Origin of the sequence: Acinetobacter populi (assembly GCF_002174125.1) — a bacterium.
In the GTDB taxonomy this organism is placed as follows: domain Bacteria; phylum Pseudomonadota; class Gammaproteobacteria; order Pseudomonadales; family Moraxellaceae; genus Acinetobacter; species Acinetobacter populi.
Map to the genome: position 1 here is coordinate 884434 of NZ_NEXX01000001.1, position 17603 is coordinate 902036.

The window sequence follows — 17603 nt, forward strand, 5'->3', positions numbered from 1 at the left end:
GAGGCAAGTTTTGCTTCGAACATGGATGCGACAACGTGCAAGAAAATGCGCCTATATTGCAACGTCTCTTATTATTTGGATTATTTTTTTGCTTAATTCTACTAAGCTTTGAAATATTAAAGTACTTTATCGTGCCTGTTGTCTGGGCCACGATTATCGCCTATATGACGTGGCCGGTTTATCGGCGAATCTATGCTTGGTCTGGTGAACGTAAAAATTTAAGTGCGCTGTTGATGACATTAATTGTGGTTTTGGTCGTCGGCATTCCCTTCATTATTGGCATTTTTGTCTTACAGCATGAAGGGCGCAATTTATATTTTGAATTACAACATCAGCTCTATTCCGGCAAATTAACACTTCCAGATTTTGTCAATGAGCTTCCTGTTGTCGGCAATGAAATTGAGCGTATTATTCGAGATTTTAATGAGAATCCTCAGGCAGCAACACATAACATCGGTATGTGGATTCAAGGCCATCTGGGTTATGGTCGTTTAGTCCTGACAGAAATCAGTCGCAATCTAATCAAACTGGTGTTTGCGATTCTCTCTTTATTTTTCTTCTATCGTGATGGCAGTATCATTCTGGCTCAAGTACAACGTGCCTTTGAAATGGTGATTGGTGCACGTATCCATCATTATTTTGAAACCATTTCGGAAACTACCCGTGCTGTTGTCTACGGTGTAGGCTTAACGGCAGTTGCTCAGGCATTACTTGCGGGTGCCAGCTATTTTGTTGCGGGTGTTCCCAACCCAATGGTGTTGACGATTGTGACCTTTGTACTGGCCTTAATTCCCTTTGGAACCCCAGTTGCCTATTGTGGTGTGGCATTATGGTTGTTTTCGCAAGGACACACTGTAGAAGCCATAGGCGTGGTATTGTGGGGTGTGGTAATTGTTAGCAGTGCAGATAATGTCATTCGTCCACTGGTAATTTCCGGTGCCACCAAAATTCCTTTTTTATTGATAATGTTTGGCGTCCTAGGTGGTATCAGTAGTTTTGGTCTGGTTGGATTATTCATCGGTCCAGTAATTCTTGCTGTATTATTGGCATGCTGGCGTGAATGGCTACAGGAAAAATTACAGGAAACAGAACTACAGACAGAAGTACCACTTATTGAACATACTGAAAAAAAATAAGCCTATCTTACAGCGTGTATACGTTAATTTTTATTGATTTCAATCGCTGTAATATAGCTAGTGCTAAGTTTCAAACATAAAAAGGCCACATACGTTTTAGCGCATGTGGCTTTTATCTAAACAATAACAATTCATTAACCAAAAAGTTTTCTACGCTTTTTCACTACTTTTGTAGAATGACTTTTTACAAACTTTAAAATACCATCTTTAAAATTGGCTTTTTGCAACGCATCACGATCTGCATAATAACTGGCACGGCCTACCCACGGATCTCTTAAACCTTGACGAGGCATTACCTGTTCGGCACGTTTAATGTATCCAGAGGTCAAGTTACTCCCCATCAAACTATCCGTCGATTTTGCCGAATCATCACCTTCAGGTATGACTGTAGCAAAACCATGCTTATCCATATAGTTAAATAAACGACATAGATACTCTGCAACAATATCAACTTTTAAAGTCCATGAAGCATTGGTATAGCCAATAATCAAGGCAAAGTTTGGTACGTCACTGATCATCGATCCCTGATACATCAAATGTTCTTTGGTTTCAATCGCCTTACCATCAATTGAGGCATTTAAGCCGCCTAATAATTGAATTTCCAGTCCCGTTGCCGATACGATAATATCAGCTTCCAGCACTTTACCGGATTTTAATTGAATCCCCTGTGCAACAAATTTTTCGATATGATCCGTTTCAATAAAGGCCTTACCTTCACGTAATACTTTAAATAGATCTCCATCGGGTACCACACATAAACGTTGATCCCATGGATTATAATTTGGGGTAAAGTGCTTCATATCCACTTTACCTTTTAATTGCATTTTTACCCCAGCCAGCAATAATTTTTTCACTGCTTCTGGATTTGATTTTGAAAACTTGTAAATTGCCCGCTGAAAACCGATATTACGTTTACGGGTTAAACTATAAGCCACACTTTCTGGCAAAATTTTTCTAAGCTTATTATAGACAAAGTCAATCGATGGAATGGAAGCAATATAAGTCGGTGAACGCTGTAACATGGTAACAATTGCACCCTGTTTTGCCAGAGCAGGCACAAGCGTGATAGCTGTTGCTCCACTCCCAATAATCACTACTTTTTTGCCTACAAAATCCAGATTTTCCGGCCAATGCTGTGGGTGAATCAATTGACCCTTAAATTTATCCTGATCAACATACTTCGGTTGGAAGCCATGATCATAGTTATAATAGCCAGTACAGCCAATCACAAAATTTGCTGTCCATTGTTCAACTGAGCCATTATTATCAATTTCCAGTTCCCAAAGCTGTTTTTCTGTATTCCAGTTCGCAGCATTGACTGCGTGGTTAAATTTAATCTTTGGCTGGAGATGATATTCGTCTATGGTTTCCTGTAGATAATTACAGATGGCACCTGCTTCTGCCAGCACCTTATCTTCACGCCAAGGCTTAAATTTATAGCCAAACGTTGACATATCAGAATCGGAACGAATGCCAGGATATTTAAATAAACTCCATGTTCCACCGATACGATCACGACGTTCAAGAATAATAAAATCTCGCTGTGGGCAATTTTGCTGCATATGAACTGCTACACCGATGCCTGAAATCCCTGCGCCGATAACCAGCGTATTAATATGTTGTGTCATTGTTTTCATACCTTGCGTCCCTTTTTTGCAATGTACCATAAAACTGACAATACGCCATGTCAATTTAGGCTGTTTTTAAAAAAATTTGTTATAAAATGACAAAAATAAAAAAAGACCAGATAAACTGGTCTTTTTTAGTACAGACTGAATATTATTCAGCAGTATTTGTTTCACGATCAACAAGCTCTACAAAAGCCATCGGTGCGGCATCGCCAGCACGGAATCCTGCTTTAAGAACTCGTAAATAACCGCCGTTACGTTCTTTGTAACGAGGGCCAAGAACGGTAAATAATTTACCAACTGTTGCTGCACTACGAGTACGAGCAAATGCCAAACGGCGGTTTGCTACAGTATCGTTTTTAGCTAAAGTGATTAAAGGCTCAGCAACACGGCGAAGTTCTTTCGCTTTAGGCAACGTCGTCTTAATCAACTCATGCTCAACTAAAGCATTCGTTAAGTTTTGGAACAACGCCTTACGATGGCTGCTAGTACGGCCTAATTTCACACCACTATTACGATGACGCATGGTGAATAGTCCTACTCAATTAACGGCTACGATAGGCAAAACGATCGTCCATGCGTAAGCTGGCTGGTGGCCAGTTTTCCAAACGCATGCCGAGTTGTAAGCCTTTAGAAGCCAACACATCTTTAATCTCAGTCAACGATTTTTTACCTAAGTTTGGAGTTTTTAACAACTCAACTTCTGTACGTTGAACAAGATCACCAATGTAGTAAATATTTTCTGCTTTTAAACAGTTCGCCGAACGAACGGTAAGCTCTAGATCATCCACTGGACGAAGCAAGATTGGATCTACTTCCTCACGTGGTTCTTGCGCTACAGGTGCTTGATCTTTTTGCAAATCAACAAAAATCGCGATCTGTTGTTGCAAAATAGTTGCTGCCTTGCGAATTGCTTCTTCAGGATCAACAGTACCATTGGTTTCAAGATCAATTACAAGTTTATCCAAATCAGTACGTTGTTCAACACGCGCACTTTCAACCGTGTAAGATACACGTTTGATTGGACTATAACTTGCATCAAGCTGCAAGCGACCTACTGGACGAGTTTCACCTTCCGGGAAACGCGCATCAGATGGTTCATAACCACGACCTTGAGCAACTTTCAGGCGCATTTTTAAATGACCATTTGCACTCAAAGTACCAATTAAATGCTCTGGATTTGCAATTTCAACATTATGCGGTAAACGCAGATCTGCGGCAGTAACTTCGCCAGGACCTTGTTTATCCAATGTTAAATATGCTTCGTTTTGATCGAACAGTTTAATTGACAATCCTTTTAGGTTCAGCAAGAGCTCGACGATGTCCTGCTGCAAGCCTTCTAAAGTACTGTACTCATGCTCAACACCTTCTACCTCTACCTCTACCACAGCTGCGCCAGGTAGAGAAGACAATAGAATGCGACGCAAAGCATTGCCGAGAGTATGACCAAAGCCACGCTCTAAAGGCTCAAGAATTACTTTTGCCGAGGTTCCGCTTGCCGCTTCGACCTTAATCGCTTGCGGAGTTAGAAACTCGTTTGCAGTACGCGTCATATTGCTACCTCAAGGATTATTTAGAATACAATTCTACAATCAAGCTTTCATTAATTTCAGCTGGTAGATCAGAACGATCCGGTGCAGACTTGAACGTACCTTCCATTTTGCCGTGATCGATTTCGATCCAAGCTGGAAGACCACGTTGTGTTGCCAACTCAATTGCGTTTTTGATACGCAGTTGTTGTTTTGCACCCTCATGAACTGCAATTACATCACCTGCTTTAACTTGGATAGACGCGATATTAACACGACGACCATTTAAAGTAATGCTACGGTGACTTACAAGCTGACGAGCTTCTGCACGAGTAGAACCAAAGCCCATACGATACACAACGTTATCTAAGCGGCTTTCAAGTAATTTCAACAAGTTTTCACCTGTTGCGCCTTTAACACGAGCAGCTTCTTTATAGTAATTACTAAATTGACGCTCTAACACACCGTACATGCGACGTACTTTTTGTTTTTCACGTAATTGTAGTGAATACTCAGATTGCTTGGCACGAGACTGACCATGTTGACCAGGTGCTTTCGCGTGTTTTTTAGTTTTGACGTCAAATGGTTTAACGCCAGATTTTAATTGCAGGTCTGTCCCTTCGCGGCGAGAGAGTTTGCATTTTGGACCAATATAACGAGCCATGAATGTTTCTCCTTACACGCGACGTTTTTTAGGTGGACGGCAACCGTTGTGAGGAATTGGAGTCACATCGGTAATGCTGTTAATCTTATAACCCACTGCACCTAATGCACGAACCGCAGATTCACGACCAGGACCAGGACCTTTTACAAGGACGTCCAAGTTTTTCAAACCGTAGTCTAAAGCTGCTTTACCAGCAACTTCAGCCGCTACCTGAGCAGCAAACGGAGTTGATTTACGTGATCCACGGAAGCCTTGTCCACCGGAGGTGGCCCAAGCCAATGCATTACCTTGACGATCGGTAATCGTTACAATGGTGTTATTAAAAGACGCGTGAATGTGTGCAACACCTTCAGAGACGGTACGAGAGACCTTCTTGCGTGTGCGAGTATCTTTAGCCATCTTTTAGCTTCCAGAAATCTTACTTTTTAATCGGTTTGCGCGGACCTTTACGGGTACGTGCGTTAGTTTTGGTGCGTTGACCGCGGACAGGCAAGCTGCGACGATGACGAAGACCACGATAGCAGCCTAAATCCATTAAACGTTTAATGTTCATGGAAATTTCGCGACGAAGATCACCTTCGGTATGTACCTTAGCTACTTCTGCACGAATCGCATCAAGCTGAGCGTCATCAAGTTCACGAATTTTTGTTGTTGGTGCAATGTTTGCAGCAGCTAAGATATTCTTAGCAGTGAAACGACCAATACCAAAGATATACGTGAGAGAGATAACAGCATGCTTGTTATCCGGAATGTTTACACCGGCAATACGAGCCATTGACTTTTCTCCAACAAGGCAGTTGAGATAATCAACCGCCCCACAAAAATCTTGAGGGGCGGATATTAACCCAATTGACCTAATAAATCAACAGGTCTTTGATTATGATTAACCTTGACGCTGTTTATGACGAGGCTCTGCGCTACAAATTACGCGAATCACCCCATTACGACGGATAACTTTACAGCTACCACAAATTTTTTTAACTGAAGCTTGAACTTTCATGATAAACCTCTATGTGCACTATCCTTTTGGATGAGCGGTCGATTTTCTCATCAATGACTGATTATCATATTGATGCGATGTTAAATGTGCCTGTAGTTGCGCCATGAAATCCATTACAACAACCACGACGATTAACAATGACGTACCACCCAAGTGAAAGGGTATTCCAAAAGAACTTTGTAAAATCATTGGCATCAAACACACAATGGTAATGTACATCGCACCGATAAATGTCAAACGATTAAGAATATGATCTAAATAACGAGCTGTCTGCTCACCTGGACGAATACCCGGAACATACGCACCGCTACGTTTAAGGTTCTCTGCGACTTCTTTTGGACTGAATACCAGTGCCGTATAGAAATAACAGAAGAAGATAATTAATGCCCCAAACAACACCAAATAAAGTGGTTGTCCTGGCGATAATACCAATGCCAAATCTTGTAGCGAACTTTTTATAATTCCAGCATTAGGATCCGCACTTCCTACCCATTGTCCCAAACTTGCAGGAAACAAAAGAAGTGAACTCGCAAAAATTGCAGGGATCACACCAGCCATATTAATTTTTAATGGTAAATGTGTTTGTTGTGCCGTAAAAATACGACGACCTTGCTGTTTTTGTGCGTAGTTAACTGGAACACGACGTTGCGCTTTTTCGATAAACACAATCGCTGCAAGTACCATAATAGACAGTACGCCAAACACCAAGATGCCAATTAAGCTGCTTTGACCATTTTCGATCGAAGAGAATGTTTGCATCACAATATTTGGTAAGCCTGCCACAATACCTGCAAAGATAATCATGGAAATACCATTACCCACACCACGTTCGGTAATTTGTTCACCCAACCACATTAAAAACATGGTTCCTGCAACCAAAGAAGTTACAGCAGGGATATAAAAAGCCAAACCTGATGTCAAAGTAATTCCCTGACTGATCAATCCAGCACACATACCGACAGCCTGAACCAGTGCTAAAAACAATGTTCCTTGCCGTGTATATTGGTTGATCTTGCGTTTACCTTGCTCACCCTCTTTCTTTAATGCTTCTAATGATGGAATAACAGAAGACATTAACTGCACGATGATCGATGCCGAAATATACGGCATGATCCCCAGTGCAAGGATGGACATACGCTCTAATGCACCACCCGAGAACATATTAAACAAACCAAGGATAGTCCCTTGATTCGCATTAAATAATTGTTCAAGTGCGGCATTATTAATACCAGGTACTGGTATATGTGCTCCCAGCCTAAACACCAGTAATGCGCCAATCAGGAACATTAGACGGTGAATAATCTCACGATATTTCACATAAAAAGGTTGCCCTTTTTGTTCATGAACGTGACCAGAAGAACTAGGAGACATAGACACAGATGATTACTCCTCGACTTTACCGTCAGCTGCTTCAATCGCAGCTTTCGCACCTTTAGTCAATGCAATACCTTGTACGGTAAATGCACGAGTAACCTCGCCAGAAAGTACAACACGTGCACGAAGTTGATCACGACGTACCACATTTGCTGCTTTCAAGGTTTCAAGACTAATAATATCGCCTTCCACTTTATTCAGCTCAGACAAACGTACTTCAGCAGTTTTCAATGCGATTTGGCTAGTAAAACCAAATTTTGGTAAACGACGATAAATCGCTGTTTGACCACCTTCAAAGCCAGGGCGTACACCACCACTTTTACGTGATTTTTGACCTTTAACACCACGACCACCTGTCTTACCGACACCGGAACCAATACCACGTCCGACACGCAGATTATCGCGCTTTGCACCTTCAGCAGGTGCTAGTTCATTTAAACGCAGAGTCATGGCATTATTCCTCTACACTAACCATATAGTAGACTTTATTGATCATTCCACGGTTAGAAGGTGTATCTTGCACCTCAACTGTGTGACCAATGCGACGCAGACCTAAACCTTGTAAGCAAAGTTTATGATTCTTTAAACGATGCGCTGAAGATTTAGTCTGGGTAACTTTAATCGTTTTCATGATTGATTACCCTTGAATTTCTTCTACTGATTTACCACGTTTCGCAGCGACTTTCTCAGGAGAAGTCATATCACGCAAACCATTGAAGGTAGCGTTTACTACGTTAGCAGCATTCGTAGAACCATAACATTTAGCAAGTACGTTTTGTACACCAGCAGCTTCTAAAACAGCACGCATCGCGCCACCAGCAATTACACCGGTACCTTCAGAAGCAGGTTGCATATAAACACGACTTGCACCATGACGTGCATTCACAGGATGTTGTAAAGTTGTTCCTTTCAGATCAACTGTAATCATGTTACGACGTGCAGCTTCCAATGCTTTTTGAATAGCAGCTGGAACTTCACGTGCCTTACCACGACCAAAACCCACACGACCGTTACCATCACCTACCACAGTTAATGCTGTGAAAGAGAAAATACGACCACCTTTAACAACCTTGGCTACACGATCAACGGCAACCAGCTTTTCAACGAGACCTTCGTTTTGTTCAACTTTCGCCATGATTAGAACTCCAAACCGCCCGCGCGGGCAGCATCAGCCAAGGCTTTGATACGGCCATGATATTTAAAACCAGAACGGTCAAATGCAACTTTGGTTACACCAGCTGCTTTGGCACGTTCAGCAATTAAAGCACCTACTTTCGTTGCTGCTTCTACATTACCTGTAGTACCAGAACGCAAGGCTGCATCCAAAGTTGAAGCTTGCGCTAAAACTTTGCCACCATCTGCTGAGATAACTTGCGCATAGATGTGACGCGGCGTGCGGTTTACACACAAACGAGTCGCACCCAATGCACGGATGTGCAAACGTGTGCTTTTGGCACGACGTAAACGGGATTGTTTCTTTTCGTTCATAAGAACCTCGCGCCTTATTTCTTCTTAGCTTCTTTACGAAGAATAACTTCATCCGAATAGCGAACACCTTTACCTTTATATGGTTCAGGAGAACGATATGCACGGATTTCCGCTGCCACTTGACCTAACAATTGTTTATTTGCTGATTTCAACACGATTTCAGTCGCAGTTGGCGTTTCAGCAGATACACCTTCAGGTAAAGCATAGTCGATCGGGTGTGAATAACCGAGGTTAAGGTTTACAACTGTACCTTTAACCGCAGCTTTATAACCAACACCAATCAACTGCAACTTACGTTCGAAGCCTTCACTAACACCTTTTACAAGGTTATTTAAAACAGCGCGAGCAGTACCAGCTTGCATCCAAGCATCTTTTGATTCAGATGTTGGAGCAATTTTAAGCTGGCCTTCTTCCTGTTTTAGCTCGACCAGCGCATGCAGGTTGAAAGACAATGTACCTTTACTGCCTTTCACTTCGACCTGCCGGCCGTTCTGAGTAACTGTTACACCATTTGGTACAGTTACTGGGGCTTTAGCCACACGAGACATGAGGAATCACCTATTAAGAAACAAAAGCAATAACTTCACCACCAACGCCAGCTGCGCGAGCTGCACGGTCAGTCATGATGCCTTTGCTTGTAGAAACAATTGCAATACCCAAACCTTGCTTAACGCTAGGTAAGTTATCTTTCCCACGATATTGGCGCAAACCTGGACGGCTTACACGTTTTACAGTTTCGATAACTGGTTTGCCTTCAAAATATTTTAAAGTTAAAGTCAAAGTTGCTTTAGTTTCTTCTTGAGAAACTGCCACATCAGAGATATAACCTTCTTGCTCTAATACGTTTGCAATTGCAACTTTTAGTTTAGAGCTTGGCATAGCAACAGTTGCTTTTTTTGCCATTTGTGCGTTACGAACACGAGTTAACATGTCGGCAACGGTATCTTGCATACTCATCTAGTCGCTCCTTACCAGCTTGCCTTCACAACGCCCGGTACATCACCTTGCATTACTGTTAAACGTAACATGTTACGGCTTAAACCGAACTTACGGAAGTAACCATGTGGACGACCAGTCAAACCACAACGGTTACGAAGACGTACAGGAGATGCATTACGTGGCAATGCCTGTAATTTCAACATCGCTTCAAAACGCTCTTCTTCAGATGCATTTACGTTTGCAATAACAGCTTTCAATTCAGCACGTTTTGCAGCGTATTTGGCAACTGTTTTTTCGCGTTTTAATTCGCGATTAATCATACCTTTCTTAGCCATATCGACCTCTTATTTGAACGGGAAGCCGAATGCACGCATAAGCGCACGGCCTTCGTCATCGGTGCGAGCAGTCGTAGTAATGGTAATATCCAAACCACGAATACGATCAATCTTATCAAAATCGATTTCTGGGAAAACGATTTGCTCTTTCAAGCCCATTGAGTAATTACCACGGCCATCAAATGATTTCGCAGAAAAACCGCGGAAGTCACGAATACGTGGAATAGCAATAGAGATCAAACGGTCTAAGAATTCGTACATTTGGTCGCCACGTAAAGTAACTTTACAACCAATTGGCCAACCATCACGGATTTTAAAACCTGCGATTGATTTACGTGCAAGTGTAACTACTGGTTTTTGACCAGCAATTAATGTCATATCGGCAACAGCACCATCTAATAATTTCTTATCAGTTGCAGCTGCACCAACACCCATATTCAGGGTAATTTTTGTAATGCGAGGAATTTCCATCACATTCTTAACGTTAAGCTCTTGTTGGAGCTTAGCTTTAAGTTCTTCATTGTAACGTGTTTTAAGTCTGGCCATCGCCGTATCAACCTATTACTTCGCTACCGCCACTGATTCACCATTTGATTTATAAACACGAGTTTTCGCGCCATTTTCATCAACTTGGTAACCAACACGGTCAGCCTTTTGGGTTGTAGCATTAAAAATTGCCACGTTTGAGATATGAAGCGAAGCTTCCTGAGTAACAATACCGCCTTCAGCGCCAGTTACACGATTCGGCTTTTGATGCTTCTTCACTAAGTTAAGGCCTTCTACCTTAACACGGTCTTCAGAAACTGACAGAACAGTACCCTGTTTGCCCTTTTCTTTACCTGCGATCACAATTACTTGATCGCCTTTTTTAATCTTCGCCATGATTGCCTCTTATAGAACTTCTGGAGCCAATGAGATGATTTTCATGAACTGTTCAGTACGAAGTTCACGAGTCACTGGTCCGAAAATACGAGTCGCAATCGGAGCTTTGTTGTTGTTCAGAATAACAGCAGCATTATCATCAAAACGGATCACAGAACCATCTGGACGACGAATACCGAATTTGGTACGAACAACAACAGCATTCATTACGTCACCCTTTTTAACACGGCCACGTGGAATTGCTTCTTTTACTGTAACTTTAATAATATCGCCAACAGAAGCATAACGACGATGTGAACCACCTAGTACTTTAATACATTGTACACGGCGGGCACCACTGTTGTCTGCTACGTCGAGCATACTTTCGGTTTGAATCATTGCCCTACTCCAAAACCGAGCATCATCGGCCCATTCGAAAGGCGTAAATCCTACTCGAAATTTACCGATGATGCAACAAGAACGTTGAATTACTCAGCAGCTGCTTCAACCACTTCCACTAAAGTCCAAGCTTTAGTTTTAGAAATTGGGCGGCTTTCTTTGATGGTTACAACGTCGCCTAGTTTGGCGGTGTTGTTCTCATCATGAGCATGTAACTTAGTTGAACGGCGGATTGATTTGCCATACAACGGGTGTTGAACACGACGTTCAATCAGAACAACAATAGATTTGTCCATTTTGTCGCTAACAACTTTACCCGTTAATGTGCGGACTGTTTGTTCACTCATTGTCCGTTCCCCTGTTTTTCGGTAAGGAGTGTCTTGATGCGAGCAATTGCTTTACGAGCAATTTGCACTTCGTGCGTTTTGCCCAATTGACCAGTTGCTTTCGCCATGCGAAGACGGAATTGGTTAAGCTGTTGCTCATCAAGCAAAGCTTTCAATTCTTCTACCGATTTTTCACGTAGATCTTTAGTTTTCATTACATTACCGTCCGAGTCACGATAGTGGTTTTAAACGGAAGTTTAGCAGCAGCCAAAGTGAATGCTTCACGCGCTAATTCTTCGTTCACACCTTCCATTTCGTACAGGATCTTACCTGGCTTGATTTGGCAAACCCAGTATTCCACACTACCTTTACCTTTACCCATACGCACTTCAAGAGGCTTTTGAGTAATTGGTTTGTCCGGGAATACACGGATAAATATCTTACCACCACGCTTTACACGACGGCTAATGGTACGACGTGCAGCTTCAATTTGACGCGCTGTCATTTGACCACGCTCAACCGATTTAAGCGCAATTGTACCAAAAGATACTGTGCTACCACGATGCGCTAGACCAGTGTTACGGCCTTTGTGCACCTTACGGAATTTAGTACGTTTAGGTTGCAACATGGATTATTCTCCCTTGTCTGCAGCACGGTCATTACGACGTCCACGACGCTCCTGACCTTCACCACGACCACGACCACGTTTAGCTGGACGTTCTTCAGCAGGAGCAGGGTTCATGACTTGTTTCATGCCACCTAGAATCTCACCACGGAAAATCCACACTTTCACGCCAATCGTACCGTAAGTTGTTTCTGCACGCATAGTTGCATAGTCGATGTCTGCACGAAGTGTATGCAAAGGTACACGACCTTCACGATACCACTCTGTACGAGCAATCTCTGCACCACCTAAACGACCAGAAACCTCAACTTTGATACCTTTTGCACCAGCGCGCATAGTGTTTTGTACCGCACGCTTCATAGCACGACGGAACATTACGCGTTTTTCCAGTTGTGAAGCAATCGCTTCTGCAACCAAACGTGCGTCCAAGTCAGGGCGATCAATTTCGTTGATACTTACTTGCGCTGGCACACCCATAATTTGGGTAAGTTCACGCTGTAATTTCTCAATATCTTCGCCTTTTTTACCGATAACAATACCTGGACGAGCAGTGCTAATTGTTACCTTAGCAGCACCAGTAGGACGTTCGATAAGAATATTGCTTACCATCGCGCTCTTAAGTTTTTTAGTTAAAAACTCACGAACTTGAAGATCTTTAAGCAAATAATCAGCATATTGTTTCGGATTCGCATACCAGTTAGCGTTATGACGTTTCACAACACCTAGGCGGATACCGATTGGATGAACCTTCTGACCCATATCAAACCCCTACCTTAACAGTGATGTGACAAGTACGCTTAGTGATACGATCCGCACGACCTTTTGCACGAGGCATGATACGTTTCAGACTTATACCTTCATCTACAAAAACTGTAGTGACTTTAAGGTCATCAACATCTAAGCTGTTATTGTGTTCAGCATTTGCGATTGCAGATTCTAATGCTTTTTTAACCAGCACAGCTGCTTTCTTGTTACTGAAGTTTAAAATGTCTAGCGCGCGCGCAACTGACTTACCACGGATAAGATCAGCAACTAAACGTGCTTTTTGTGCCGAGATGGCGGCACCGCGTAATTTTGCAGTTACTTCCATTATTAGCACCTTAACGTTTAGATTTCTTGTCAACACCGTGACCACGATAGGTACGAGTTGGCGCGAATTCACCGAGTTTATGACCAACCATATGCTCAGTTACAATAACTGGAACATGGTTACGACCATTATGAACAGAAATTGTTAAACCAACAAAATCTGGGAGGATCATCGAACGACGAGACCAAGTTTTAATCGGCTTGCGAGAGTTACTAGCAACAGCCGCTTCAATCTTAGCGAACAAGTGCGCATCGACGAATGGGCCTTTTTTCAGAGAACGAGGCATTGTCAGATTCCTTTACTTGTTACTTAACGCGACGATCGCGAATAATCATCTTAGTCGTACGCTTATTGGTACGTGTTTTGTACCCTTTCGCTTTTTGACCCCATGGGCTTACAGGTTGAATACCTTTGTTACGCCCTTCACCACCACCATGTGGGTGATCGATTGGGTTCATCGCCATACCACGAACGGTAGGACGAACACCACGCCAGCGTGAAGCACCAGCTTTACCCAATGAACGTAGGTTGCTTTCTTGGTTAGAAACTTCACCAATAACAGCACGGCATTCAACATGCACTTTACGCATTTCACCTGAACGTAAACGAACAATTGCATATGAGCCATCACGACCCAACAATTGAACAGATGTACCAGCAGAACGTGCTAATTGCGCGCCTTTACCGATTTTAAGTTCGAGGTTATGTAAAGTAGAACCTAATGGCATGTTACGAAGTGGTAAACAGTTACCTGTACGAATTGGTGCATCGTTACCAGATTGAACTGTATCGCCAGCACGTAAACCTTTAGGTGCGATGATATAGCGACGCTCGCCATCAGCATACTTAAGTAAAGCAATGTGAGCTGTACGGTTTGGATCGTATTCGATACGTTCTACAACCGCTGGGATACCATCTTTATTACGTTTAAAGTCTACAATACGGTACTGTTGTTTATGACCACCACCAACGTGACGAGTCGTGATGTGACCGTTGTTATTACGACCACCAGTACGTTTTTTAGCTTCTGTCAACGCTGCAAATGGCTTACCTTTGTGAAGGTGGCTATGAACCACTTTTTCTACAAAGCGACGCCCTGGAGACGTTGGCTTACATTTATGAATTGGCATAATTTTCGTCCTTATTCCGCTGTCGTTTCAGCGGTATCGCCCAAGTCAGCCATTTCTACATCTTGGCCAGCTTTCAGGGTGACGTATGCTTTTTTCACATCAGAACGACGTCCTAATGTACGACCAAAGCGTTTAGTTTTACCTTTAGTGATTGTTGTATTTACTTTTACAACTTCAACACCGAAAAGTTTTTCAACCGCTTTTTTAATTTCAAGTTTAGTTGCATTAATATCAACTTTAAACACTTGAACACCAGCAGTCTCGCCTAAAACTTGTGCTTTTTCTGAGAATACAGGTCCTTTAAGGATTTGATAGATACGTTCGTTGTTCATCCGAGTTCTACCTCAATTTTCTTAGCAGCAGCAACAGACATGACAACTTTATCAAACGCAATCAAACTTACAGGATCGATTGCAGTTGCATCTACCACATCTACATGCGGAAGGTTACGCGCTGCAAGGTATAGATTCTCATCTACAGCATCTGTTACGATCAATGCACGAGTTGCATTCAAGTCATTCAGTTTTGCAAGCAATTCTTTGGTTTTTGGTGCAGACACTTGAATGTCTTCAACCAATACCAGACGCTCTTGGCGAACAAGTTCAGCCAGGATACATTGCATTGCACCGCGATACATCTTACGGTTAACTTTTTGAGACCAATCTTGTGGACGTGCAGCAAATGTTTTACCACCACCAACCCAGATTGGGCTACGAATAGAACCAGCACGGGCACGACCAGTACCTTTTTGACGGAAAGGTTTTTTACCGCCACCAGATACATCAGCACGTGACTTTTGTGCACGAGAACCTTGACGACCACCAGCTAAGTAAGCTGTAACAACTTGGTGTACAAGCGCTTCGTTAAACTCACGACCGAAAGCAACTTCTGACAATTCAACCGCAGAGCCGGAAACAGTTTTTAAATTCACGTTATTTCCCCTCAGGCCTTGATGGTAGGACGTACAATTACGTCACCGCCAGTTGCACCAGGAATAGCACCTTTAACAACCAGAACAGAACGCTCTGTGTCGATAGATACAATTTCAAGACCTTGCACAGTTACGCGTTCATCACCTAAGTGACCAGCCATTTTTTTGCCTTTGAACACGCGACCAGGTGTCTGGTTTTGACCTGTAGAACCTAATACACGGTGAGATACAGAGTTACCATGCGTAGCATCTTGCGTACGGAAATTCCAACGCTTCACACCACCCTGAAAACCTTTACCTTTTGATTGACCAGTGACATCAACAACTTGACCCACTGCGAACAAATCAACACCGATCGTACCACCAATTTCACGACCTTCAAGTTCCGCTTCATTTACACGAAACTCTTTCACTAAACGACCAGCAGCAACTCCAGCTTTAGCAAAATGACCTTTTTGTGCACCTGTTACGCGAGATTCGCGACGTTCACCAGTGGTCACTTGAATTGCTTGATAACCATCAGTCTCAAGTGTTTTGATTTGTGTAATACGGTTTGGATCGACTTCGATCACTGTGACTGGCACAGAGACGCCGGCTTCTGTGAAAATGCGGGTCATACCGCACTTGCGACCGACTAGACCAATAGCCATATGTGTAAACCTCTTAAAATACAGCTGACTAAATCTTTTTGGGATTTAATCATCCGACAAGCCTTATCCCAATGCGATCTGAACGTCAACACCCGCTGCAAGATCCAACTTCATTAATGCATCAACAGTTTTGTCTGTTGGTTGCACGATGTCGATCAAACGCTTATAAGTGCGAATTTCGTACTGATCACGTGCATCTTTATTCACGTGAGGTGAAGTTAAAACGTTAAAGCGTTCGATGCGAGTAGGCATCGGAATAGGACCACACACTTGTGCGCCTGTACGCTTAGCAGTTTCTACGATCTCTTGAGCAGATTGATCAATTAAACGATGATCAAAAGACTTAAGACGGATACGGATTCTCTGGTTAGACATACCAGTAAACTCCAAGCTTAAAATATAAAGAATCACCCATGACGCACCTCACCTATTGGCAAGTGTCAAGGGCAGTGAAAATCACTAAGGTCATGATCGATGCCACGACTGTCACGATTCATCCACACCAACCATATTTGGTTGAATATTGTGTGCGATGACCTTCTAAATTAAAAAGGTCGCTTATTATAGCGACCATTGCACACTAAAGCAACTACCGAAATCGAATATTATTTATTCGACAGATTATTTTCTCAACACCACTATCCATGCGCCACCCATTTTAAATCATCTTCTATATTTTCTGGTATATCTATTTGATTTGTTAAAACATAATCGATAGCACGATTTAAAATATCATTCCCCATTTTATAGCGGTGTGCTTCGACTGGCAGCGTTGCCAATGTCAAGTCATCTTTCAGATTTGCATTTTGCCCTGTGAATCTTAATATTTCTTCATCATCTTCTAAGAAAATACTAAGCGCATGTGGTGTAATTTCTGGATGAAACTGAAACCCAATGATATTGCGCCCAATTTGATAGGCCTGATTCACACAAGCTGCATTTGTTGCCAATAATTTTGCACCTTTAGGCAAACTAAAGCTTTCACCATGCCATTGCATGATTTCAAATGTTTTGGGCAATTGAAAACATTGCTCGGGATAAGGATCAACTGCAAGAACCTGTGTCCAGCCAATTTCTTTCTCAGGATTTTGGGTCACTTTTGCCCCTAGGGCATTGGCAATCATTTGCCCTCCCAGACATAAGCCAATGACAGGTTTCCCCAGTGCGATAAATCGTCTCAACCATCTTTTTTCGGTCACAAGCCACGGGTATATTGCTTCATCATTGACACTCATCGTCCCACCCATAATAATGAGCAAGTCAATATCCTCGACGTGGGGCAAAGCCTCAATATCTAGTTTCTGTTCAGGCGGCAAGGCAAAAAATTCTGTCGCAGTGATTTGTGCTTTATGTTCACGTAAATAATGTTCACAACTGCCGAATCCTTCACCTGCGATATGCTGAAAATAATGCACTCTAAGATGCGGTTTCATTGTAATCTTCCGTTTATAATTCAGTTTACAAAAGGATTGCAAAATTGAAGCCAACTCATGTTTTT

Annotated in this window: 31 protein-coding genes; 1 reads left to right on the forward strand and 30 read right to left on the reverse strand. The window is 42.5% G+C overall.

Annotation, left to right across the window (positions count from 1 at the left end; all coding sequences use genetic code 11):
* Positions 1-35 precede the first annotated feature (35 nt).
* Positions 36-1136 (forward strand): AI-2E family transporter, encoded by a 1101-nt coding sequence (locus CAP51_RS04090; RefSeq protein ID WP_087619466.1) that lies wholly within the window; start codon positions 36-38, stop codon positions 1134-1136.
* 134 nt (positions 1137-1270) lie between these two features.
* Here the strand turns inward: CAP51_RS04090 and CAP51_RS04095 are convergent, their stop codons facing one another.
* The 30 genes from CAP51_RS04095 to CAP51_RS04240 all read right to left on the reverse strand — a co-directional run bounded on the left by CAP51_RS04095 (position 1271) and on the right by CAP51_RS04240 (position 17538).
* A complete protein-coding gene (locus tag CAP51_RS04095; protein ID WP_087619879.1) occupies positions 1271-2764 on the reverse strand; it encodes a flavin-containing monooxygenase in 1494 nt (497 codons plus the stop codon).
* Positions 2765-2915: 151 nt separating this feature from the next.
* Positions 2916-3290, reverse strand: a complete 375-nt coding sequence (gene rplQ / locus CAP51_RS04100; RefSeq protein ID WP_087619467.1) for a 50S ribosomal protein L17 — start codon at positions 3288-3290, stop codon at positions 2916-2918.
* 19 nt (positions 3291-3309) lie between these two features.
* Positions 3310-4317 carry a DNA-directed RNA polymerase subunit alpha gene (locus CAP51_RS04105; protein WP_087619468.1) on the reverse strand — a complete coding sequence of 336 codons (1008 nt, stop codon included), beginning with the start codon at positions 4315-4317 and terminating at the stop codon, positions 3310-3312.
* A 16-nt stretch (positions 4318-4333) separates the two neighbouring features.
* A complete protein-coding gene (gene rpsD / locus CAP51_RS04110; protein ID WP_087619469.1) occupies positions 4334-4957 on the reverse strand; it encodes a 30S ribosomal protein S4 in 624 nt (207 codons plus the stop codon).
* A gap of 12 nt (positions 4958-4969) precedes the next feature.
* Positions 4970-5356 carry a 30S ribosomal protein S11 gene (gene rpsK, locus CAP51_RS04115; protein WP_004641037.1) on the reverse strand — a complete coding sequence of 129 codons (387 nt, stop codon included), beginning with the start codon at positions 5354-5356 and terminating at the stop codon, positions 4970-4972.
* A 19-nt stretch (positions 5357-5375) separates the two neighbouring features.
* Entirely contained in the window at positions 5376-5732 is a 357-nt protein-coding gene (gene rpsM, locus CAP51_RS04120) for a 30S ribosomal protein S13 (protein WP_087619470.1), read from the reverse strand.
* A gap of 108 nt (positions 5733-5840) precedes the next feature.
* A complete protein-coding gene (gene rpmJ, locus CAP51_RS04125) occupies positions 5841-5957 on the reverse strand; it encodes a 50S ribosomal protein L36 (protein WP_000867907.1) in 117 nt (38 codons plus the stop codon).
* 18 nt (positions 5958-5975) lie between these two features.
* Complete coding sequence (gene secY, locus CAP51_RS04130) at positions 5976-7328, reverse strand: preprotein translocase subunit SecY (RefSeq protein WP_087619471.1); 1353 nt, start codon at positions 7326-7328, stop codon at positions 5976-5978.
* Positions 7329-7340: 12 nt separating this feature from the next.
* Positions 7341-7781 carry a 50S ribosomal protein L15 gene (gene rplO / locus CAP51_RS04135; protein ID WP_087619472.1) on the reverse strand — a complete coding sequence of 147 codons (441 nt, stop codon included), beginning with the start codon at positions 7779-7781 and terminating at the stop codon, positions 7341-7343.
* 4 nt (positions 7782-7785) lie between these two features.
* A complete protein-coding gene (gene rpmD, locus CAP51_RS04140) occupies positions 7786-7962 on the reverse strand; it encodes a 50S ribosomal protein L30 (RefSeq protein WP_087619473.1) in 177 nt (58 codons plus the stop codon).
* Positions 7963-7968: 6 nt separating this feature from the next.
* Positions 7969-8466 carry a 30S ribosomal protein S5 gene (gene rpsE, locus CAP51_RS04145; RefSeq protein ID WP_087619474.1) on the reverse strand — a complete coding sequence of 166 codons (498 nt, stop codon included), beginning with the start codon at positions 8464-8466 and terminating at the stop codon, positions 7969-7971.
* Between the two features lie 2 nt (positions 8467-8468).
* A complete protein-coding gene (gene rplR, locus CAP51_RS04150; RefSeq protein ID WP_087619475.1) occupies positions 8469-8819 on the reverse strand; it encodes a 50S ribosomal protein L18 in 351 nt (116 codons plus the stop codon).
* A gap of 14 nt (positions 8820-8833) precedes the next feature.
* Complete coding sequence (gene rplF / locus CAP51_RS04155) at positions 8834-9367, reverse strand: 50S ribosomal protein L6 (protein ID WP_087619476.1); 534 nt, start codon at positions 9365-9367, stop codon at positions 8834-8836.
* A gap of 13 nt (positions 9368-9380) precedes the next feature.
* The gene (gene rpsH, locus CAP51_RS04160; protein WP_087619477.1) at positions 9381-9776 is read right to left on the reverse strand and encodes a 30S ribosomal protein S8; all 396 of its coding nucleotides are present in this window, start codon (positions 9774-9776) and stop codon (positions 9381-9383) included.
* 11 nt (positions 9777-9787) lie between these two features.
* Positions 9788-10093 carry a 30S ribosomal protein S14 gene (gene rpsN, locus CAP51_RS04165; RefSeq protein WP_070070485.1) on the reverse strand — a complete coding sequence of 102 codons (306 nt, stop codon included), beginning with the start codon at positions 10091-10093 and terminating at the stop codon, positions 9788-9790.
* A 9-nt stretch (positions 10094-10102) separates the two neighbouring features.
* Positions 10103-10639 carry a 50S ribosomal protein L5 gene (gene rplE / locus CAP51_RS04170; RefSeq protein ID WP_087619478.1) on the reverse strand — a complete coding sequence of 179 codons (537 nt, stop codon included), beginning with the start codon at positions 10637-10639 and terminating at the stop codon, positions 10103-10105.
* A gap of 15 nt (positions 10640-10654) precedes the next feature.
* A complete protein-coding gene (gene rplX, locus CAP51_RS04175) occupies positions 10655-10975 on the reverse strand; it encodes a 50S ribosomal protein L24 (RefSeq protein ID WP_087619479.1) in 321 nt (106 codons plus the stop codon).
* 9 nt (positions 10976-10984) lie between these two features.
* On the reverse strand, positions 10985-11353 hold the full coding sequence (rplN, locus tag CAP51_RS04180; RefSeq protein ID WP_004725701.1) for a 50S ribosomal protein L14: 369 nt from the start codon (positions 11351-11353) through the stop codon (positions 10985-10987).
* 89 nt (positions 11354-11442) lie between these two features.
* On the reverse strand, positions 11443-11700 hold the full coding sequence (rpsQ, locus tag CAP51_RS04185) for a 30S ribosomal protein S17 (RefSeq protein WP_087619480.1): 258 nt from the start codon (positions 11698-11700) through the stop codon (positions 11443-11445).
* A complete protein-coding gene (rpmC, locus tag CAP51_RS04190) occupies positions 11697-11894 on the reverse strand; it encodes a 50S ribosomal protein L29 (protein WP_087619481.1) in 198 nt (65 codons plus the stop codon). The genes rpsQ and rpmC overlap by 4 nt, the downstream gene beginning before the upstream one ends.
* Positions 11894-12307: a 50S ribosomal protein L16 gene (gene rplP, locus CAP51_RS04195; protein WP_087619482.1), complete on the reverse strand. Its 414-nt coding sequence runs from the start codon at positions 12305-12307 to the stop codon at positions 11894-11896. The genes rpmC and rplP overlap by 1 nt, the downstream gene beginning before the upstream one ends.
* Positions 12308-12310: 3 nt before the next feature.
* Positions 12311-13063 carry a 30S ribosomal protein S3 gene (rpsC, locus tag CAP51_RS04200; protein ID WP_087619483.1) on the reverse strand — a complete coding sequence of 251 codons (753 nt, stop codon included), beginning with the start codon at positions 13061-13063 and terminating at the stop codon, positions 12311-12313.
* A gap of 1 nt (position 13064) precedes the next feature.
* Complete coding sequence (gene rplV, locus CAP51_RS04205; RefSeq protein WP_087619484.1) at positions 13065-13394, reverse strand: 50S ribosomal protein L22; 330 nt, start codon at positions 13392-13394, stop codon at positions 13065-13067.
* A gap of 10 nt (positions 13395-13404) precedes the next feature.
* Entirely contained in the window at positions 13405-13680 is a 276-nt protein-coding gene (rpsS, locus tag CAP51_RS04210) for a 30S ribosomal protein S19 (RefSeq protein ID WP_070070493.1), read from the reverse strand.
* 19 nt (positions 13681-13699) lie between these two features.
* On the reverse strand, positions 13700-14524 hold the full coding sequence (gene rplB / locus CAP51_RS04215) for a 50S ribosomal protein L2 (RefSeq protein ID WP_087619485.1): 825 nt from the start codon (positions 14522-14524) through the stop codon (positions 13700-13702).
* An 11-nt stretch (positions 14525-14535) separates the two neighbouring features.
* Complete coding sequence (gene rplW, locus CAP51_RS04220; protein WP_087619486.1) at positions 14536-14856, reverse strand: 50S ribosomal protein L23; 321 nt, start codon at positions 14854-14856, stop codon at positions 14536-14538.
* A complete protein-coding gene (rplD, locus tag CAP51_RS04225) occupies positions 14853-15455 on the reverse strand; it encodes a 50S ribosomal protein L4 (protein WP_087619487.1) in 603 nt (200 codons plus the stop codon). Before rplD ends, rplW begins: the two co-directional genes overlap by 4 nt.
* 11 nt (positions 15456-15466) lie before the next feature.
* Positions 15467-16105 (reverse strand): 50S ribosomal protein L3, encoded by a 639-nt coding sequence (gene rplC / locus CAP51_RS04230; RefSeq protein ID WP_087619488.1) that lies wholly within the window; start codon positions 16103-16105, stop codon positions 15467-15469.
* Positions 16106-16168: 63 nt separating this feature from the next.
* Positions 16169-16480, reverse strand: coding sequence for a 30S ribosomal protein S10 (rpsJ, locus tag CAP51_RS04235; RefSeq protein WP_000070912.1), 312 nt, complete (start codon positions 16478-16480; stop codon positions 16169-16171).
* A 263-nt stretch (positions 16481-16743) separates the two neighbouring features.
* Positions 16744-17538: a type 1 glutamine amidotransferase gene (locus CAP51_RS04240; protein WP_087619880.1), complete on the reverse strand. Its 795-nt coding sequence runs from the start codon at positions 17536-17538 to the stop codon at positions 16744-16746.
* Between the last annotated feature and the right edge of the window lie 65 nt (positions 17539-17603).

What these genes read in the sequence shown, in the direction of transcription:
- rpsD (WP_087619469.1), bottom strand. Translation starts at nt 4,957, where the DNA reads ATGGCTCGTTATATTGGTCCAAAATGCAAACTCTCTCGCCGCGAAGGG.
- rpsN (WP_070070485.1), bottom strand. Translation starts at nt 10,093, where the DNA reads ATGGCTAAGAAAGGTATGATTAATCGCGAATTAAAACGCGAAAAAACA.
- rpmC (WP_087619481.1), bottom strand. Translation starts at nt 11,894, where the DNA reads ATGAAAACTAAAGATCTACGTGAAAAATCGGTAGAAGAATTGAAAGCT.
- rplV (WP_087619484.1), bottom strand. Translation starts at nt 13,394, where the DNA reads ATGGAAGTAACTGCAAAATTACGCGGTGCCGCCATCTCGGCACAAAAA.
- rpsK (WP_004641037.1), bottom strand. Translation starts at nt 5,356, where the DNA reads ATGGCTAAAGATACTCGCACACGCAAGAAGGTCTCTCGTACCGTCTCT.
- rpsJ (WP_000070912.1), bottom strand. Translation starts at nt 16,480, where the DNA reads ATGTCTAACCAGAGAATCCGTATCCGTCTTAAGTCTTTTGATCATCGT.
- rpsS (WP_070070493.1), bottom strand. Translation starts at nt 13,680, where the DNA reads ATGCCTCGTTCTCTGAAAAAAGGCCCATTCGTCGATGCGCACTTGTTC.
- rpmD (WP_087619473.1), bottom strand. Translation starts at nt 7,962, where the DNA reads ATGAAAACGATTAAAGTTACCCAGACTAAATCTTCAGCGCATCGTTTA.
- rplX (WP_087619479.1), bottom strand. Translation starts at nt 10,975, where the DNA reads ATGGCGAAGATTAAAAAAGGCGATCAAGTAATTGTGATCGCAGGTAAA.
- rpmJ (WP_000867907.1), bottom strand. Translation starts at nt 5,957, where the DNA reads ATGAAAGTTCAAGCTTCAGTTAAAAAAATTTGTGGTAGCTGTAAAGTT.
- rplC (WP_087619488.1), bottom strand. Translation starts at nt 16,105, where the DNA reads ATGGCTATTGGTCTAGTCGGTCGCAAGTGCGGTATGACCCGCATTTTC.
- rplO (WP_087619472.1), bottom strand. Translation starts at nt 7,781, where the DNA reads ATGACTCTGCGTTTAAATGAACTAGCACCTGCTGAAGGTGCAAAGCGC.
- CAP51_RS04105 (WP_087619468.1), bottom strand. Translation starts at nt 4,317, where the DNA reads ATGACGCGTACTGCAAACGAGTTTCTAACTCCGCAAGCGATTAAGGTC.
- rplW (WP_087619486.1), bottom strand. Translation starts at nt 14,856, where the DNA reads ATGAACAACGAACGTATCTATCAAATCCTTAAAGGACCTGTATTCTCA.
- rplR (WP_087619475.1), bottom strand. Translation starts at nt 8,819, where the DNA reads ATGAACGAAAAGAAACAATCCCGTTTACGTCGTGCCAAAAGCACACGT.
- rpsC (WP_087619483.1), bottom strand. Translation starts at nt 13,063, where the DNA reads ATGGGTCAGAAGGTTCATCCAATCGGTATCCGCCTAGGTGTTGTGAAA.
- rpsH (WP_087619477.1), bottom strand. Translation starts at nt 9,776, where the DNA reads ATGAGTATGCAAGATACCGTTGCCGACATGTTAACTCGTGTTCGTAAC.
- rplB (WP_087619485.1), bottom strand. Translation starts at nt 14,524, where the DNA reads ATGCCAATTCATAAATGTAAGCCAACGTCTCCAGGGCGTCGCTTTGTA.
- rpsM (WP_087619470.1), bottom strand. Translation starts at nt 5,732, where the DNA reads ATGGCTCGTATTGCCGGTGTAAACATTCCGGATAACAAGCATGCTGTT.
- rpsE (WP_087619474.1), bottom strand. Translation starts at nt 8,466, where the DNA reads ATGGCGAAAGTTGAACAAAACGAAGGTCTCGTTGAAAAGCTGGTTGCC.
- rplF (WP_087619476.1), bottom strand. Translation starts at nt 9,367, where the DNA reads ATGTCTCGTGTGGCTAAAGCCCCAGTAACTGTACCAAATGGTGTAACA.
- rplP (WP_087619482.1), bottom strand. Translation starts at nt 12,307, where the DNA reads ATGTTGCAACCTAAACGTACTAAATTCCGTAAGGTGCACAAAGGCCGT.
- CAP51_RS04240 (WP_087619880.1), bottom strand. Translation starts at nt 17,538, where the DNA reads ATGAAACCGCATCTTAGAGTGCATTATTTTCAGCATATCGCAGGTGAA.
- rpsQ (WP_087619480.1), bottom strand. Translation starts at nt 11,700, where the DNA reads ATGAGTGAACAAACAGTCCGCACATTAACGGGTAAAGTTGTTAGCGAC.
- rplN (WP_004725701.1), bottom strand. Translation starts at nt 11,353, where the DNA reads ATGATTCAAACCGAAAGTATGCTCGACGTAGCAGACAACAGTGGTGCC.
- rplQ (WP_087619467.1), bottom strand. Translation starts at nt 3,290, where the DNA reads ATGCGTCATCGTAATAGTGGTGTGAAATTAGGCCGTACTAGCAGCCAT.
- secY (WP_087619471.1), bottom strand. Translation starts at nt 7,328, where the DNA reads ATGTCTCCTAGTTCTTCTGGTCACGTTCATGAACAAAAAGGGCAACCT.
- CAP51_RS04095 (WP_087619879.1), bottom strand. Translation starts at nt 2,764, where the DNA reads ATGACACAACATATTAATACGCTGGTTATCGGCGCAGGGATTTCAGGC.
- rplE (WP_087619478.1), bottom strand. Translation starts at nt 10,639, where the DNA reads ATGGCCAGACTTAAAACACGTTACAATGAAGAACTTAAAGCTAAGCTC.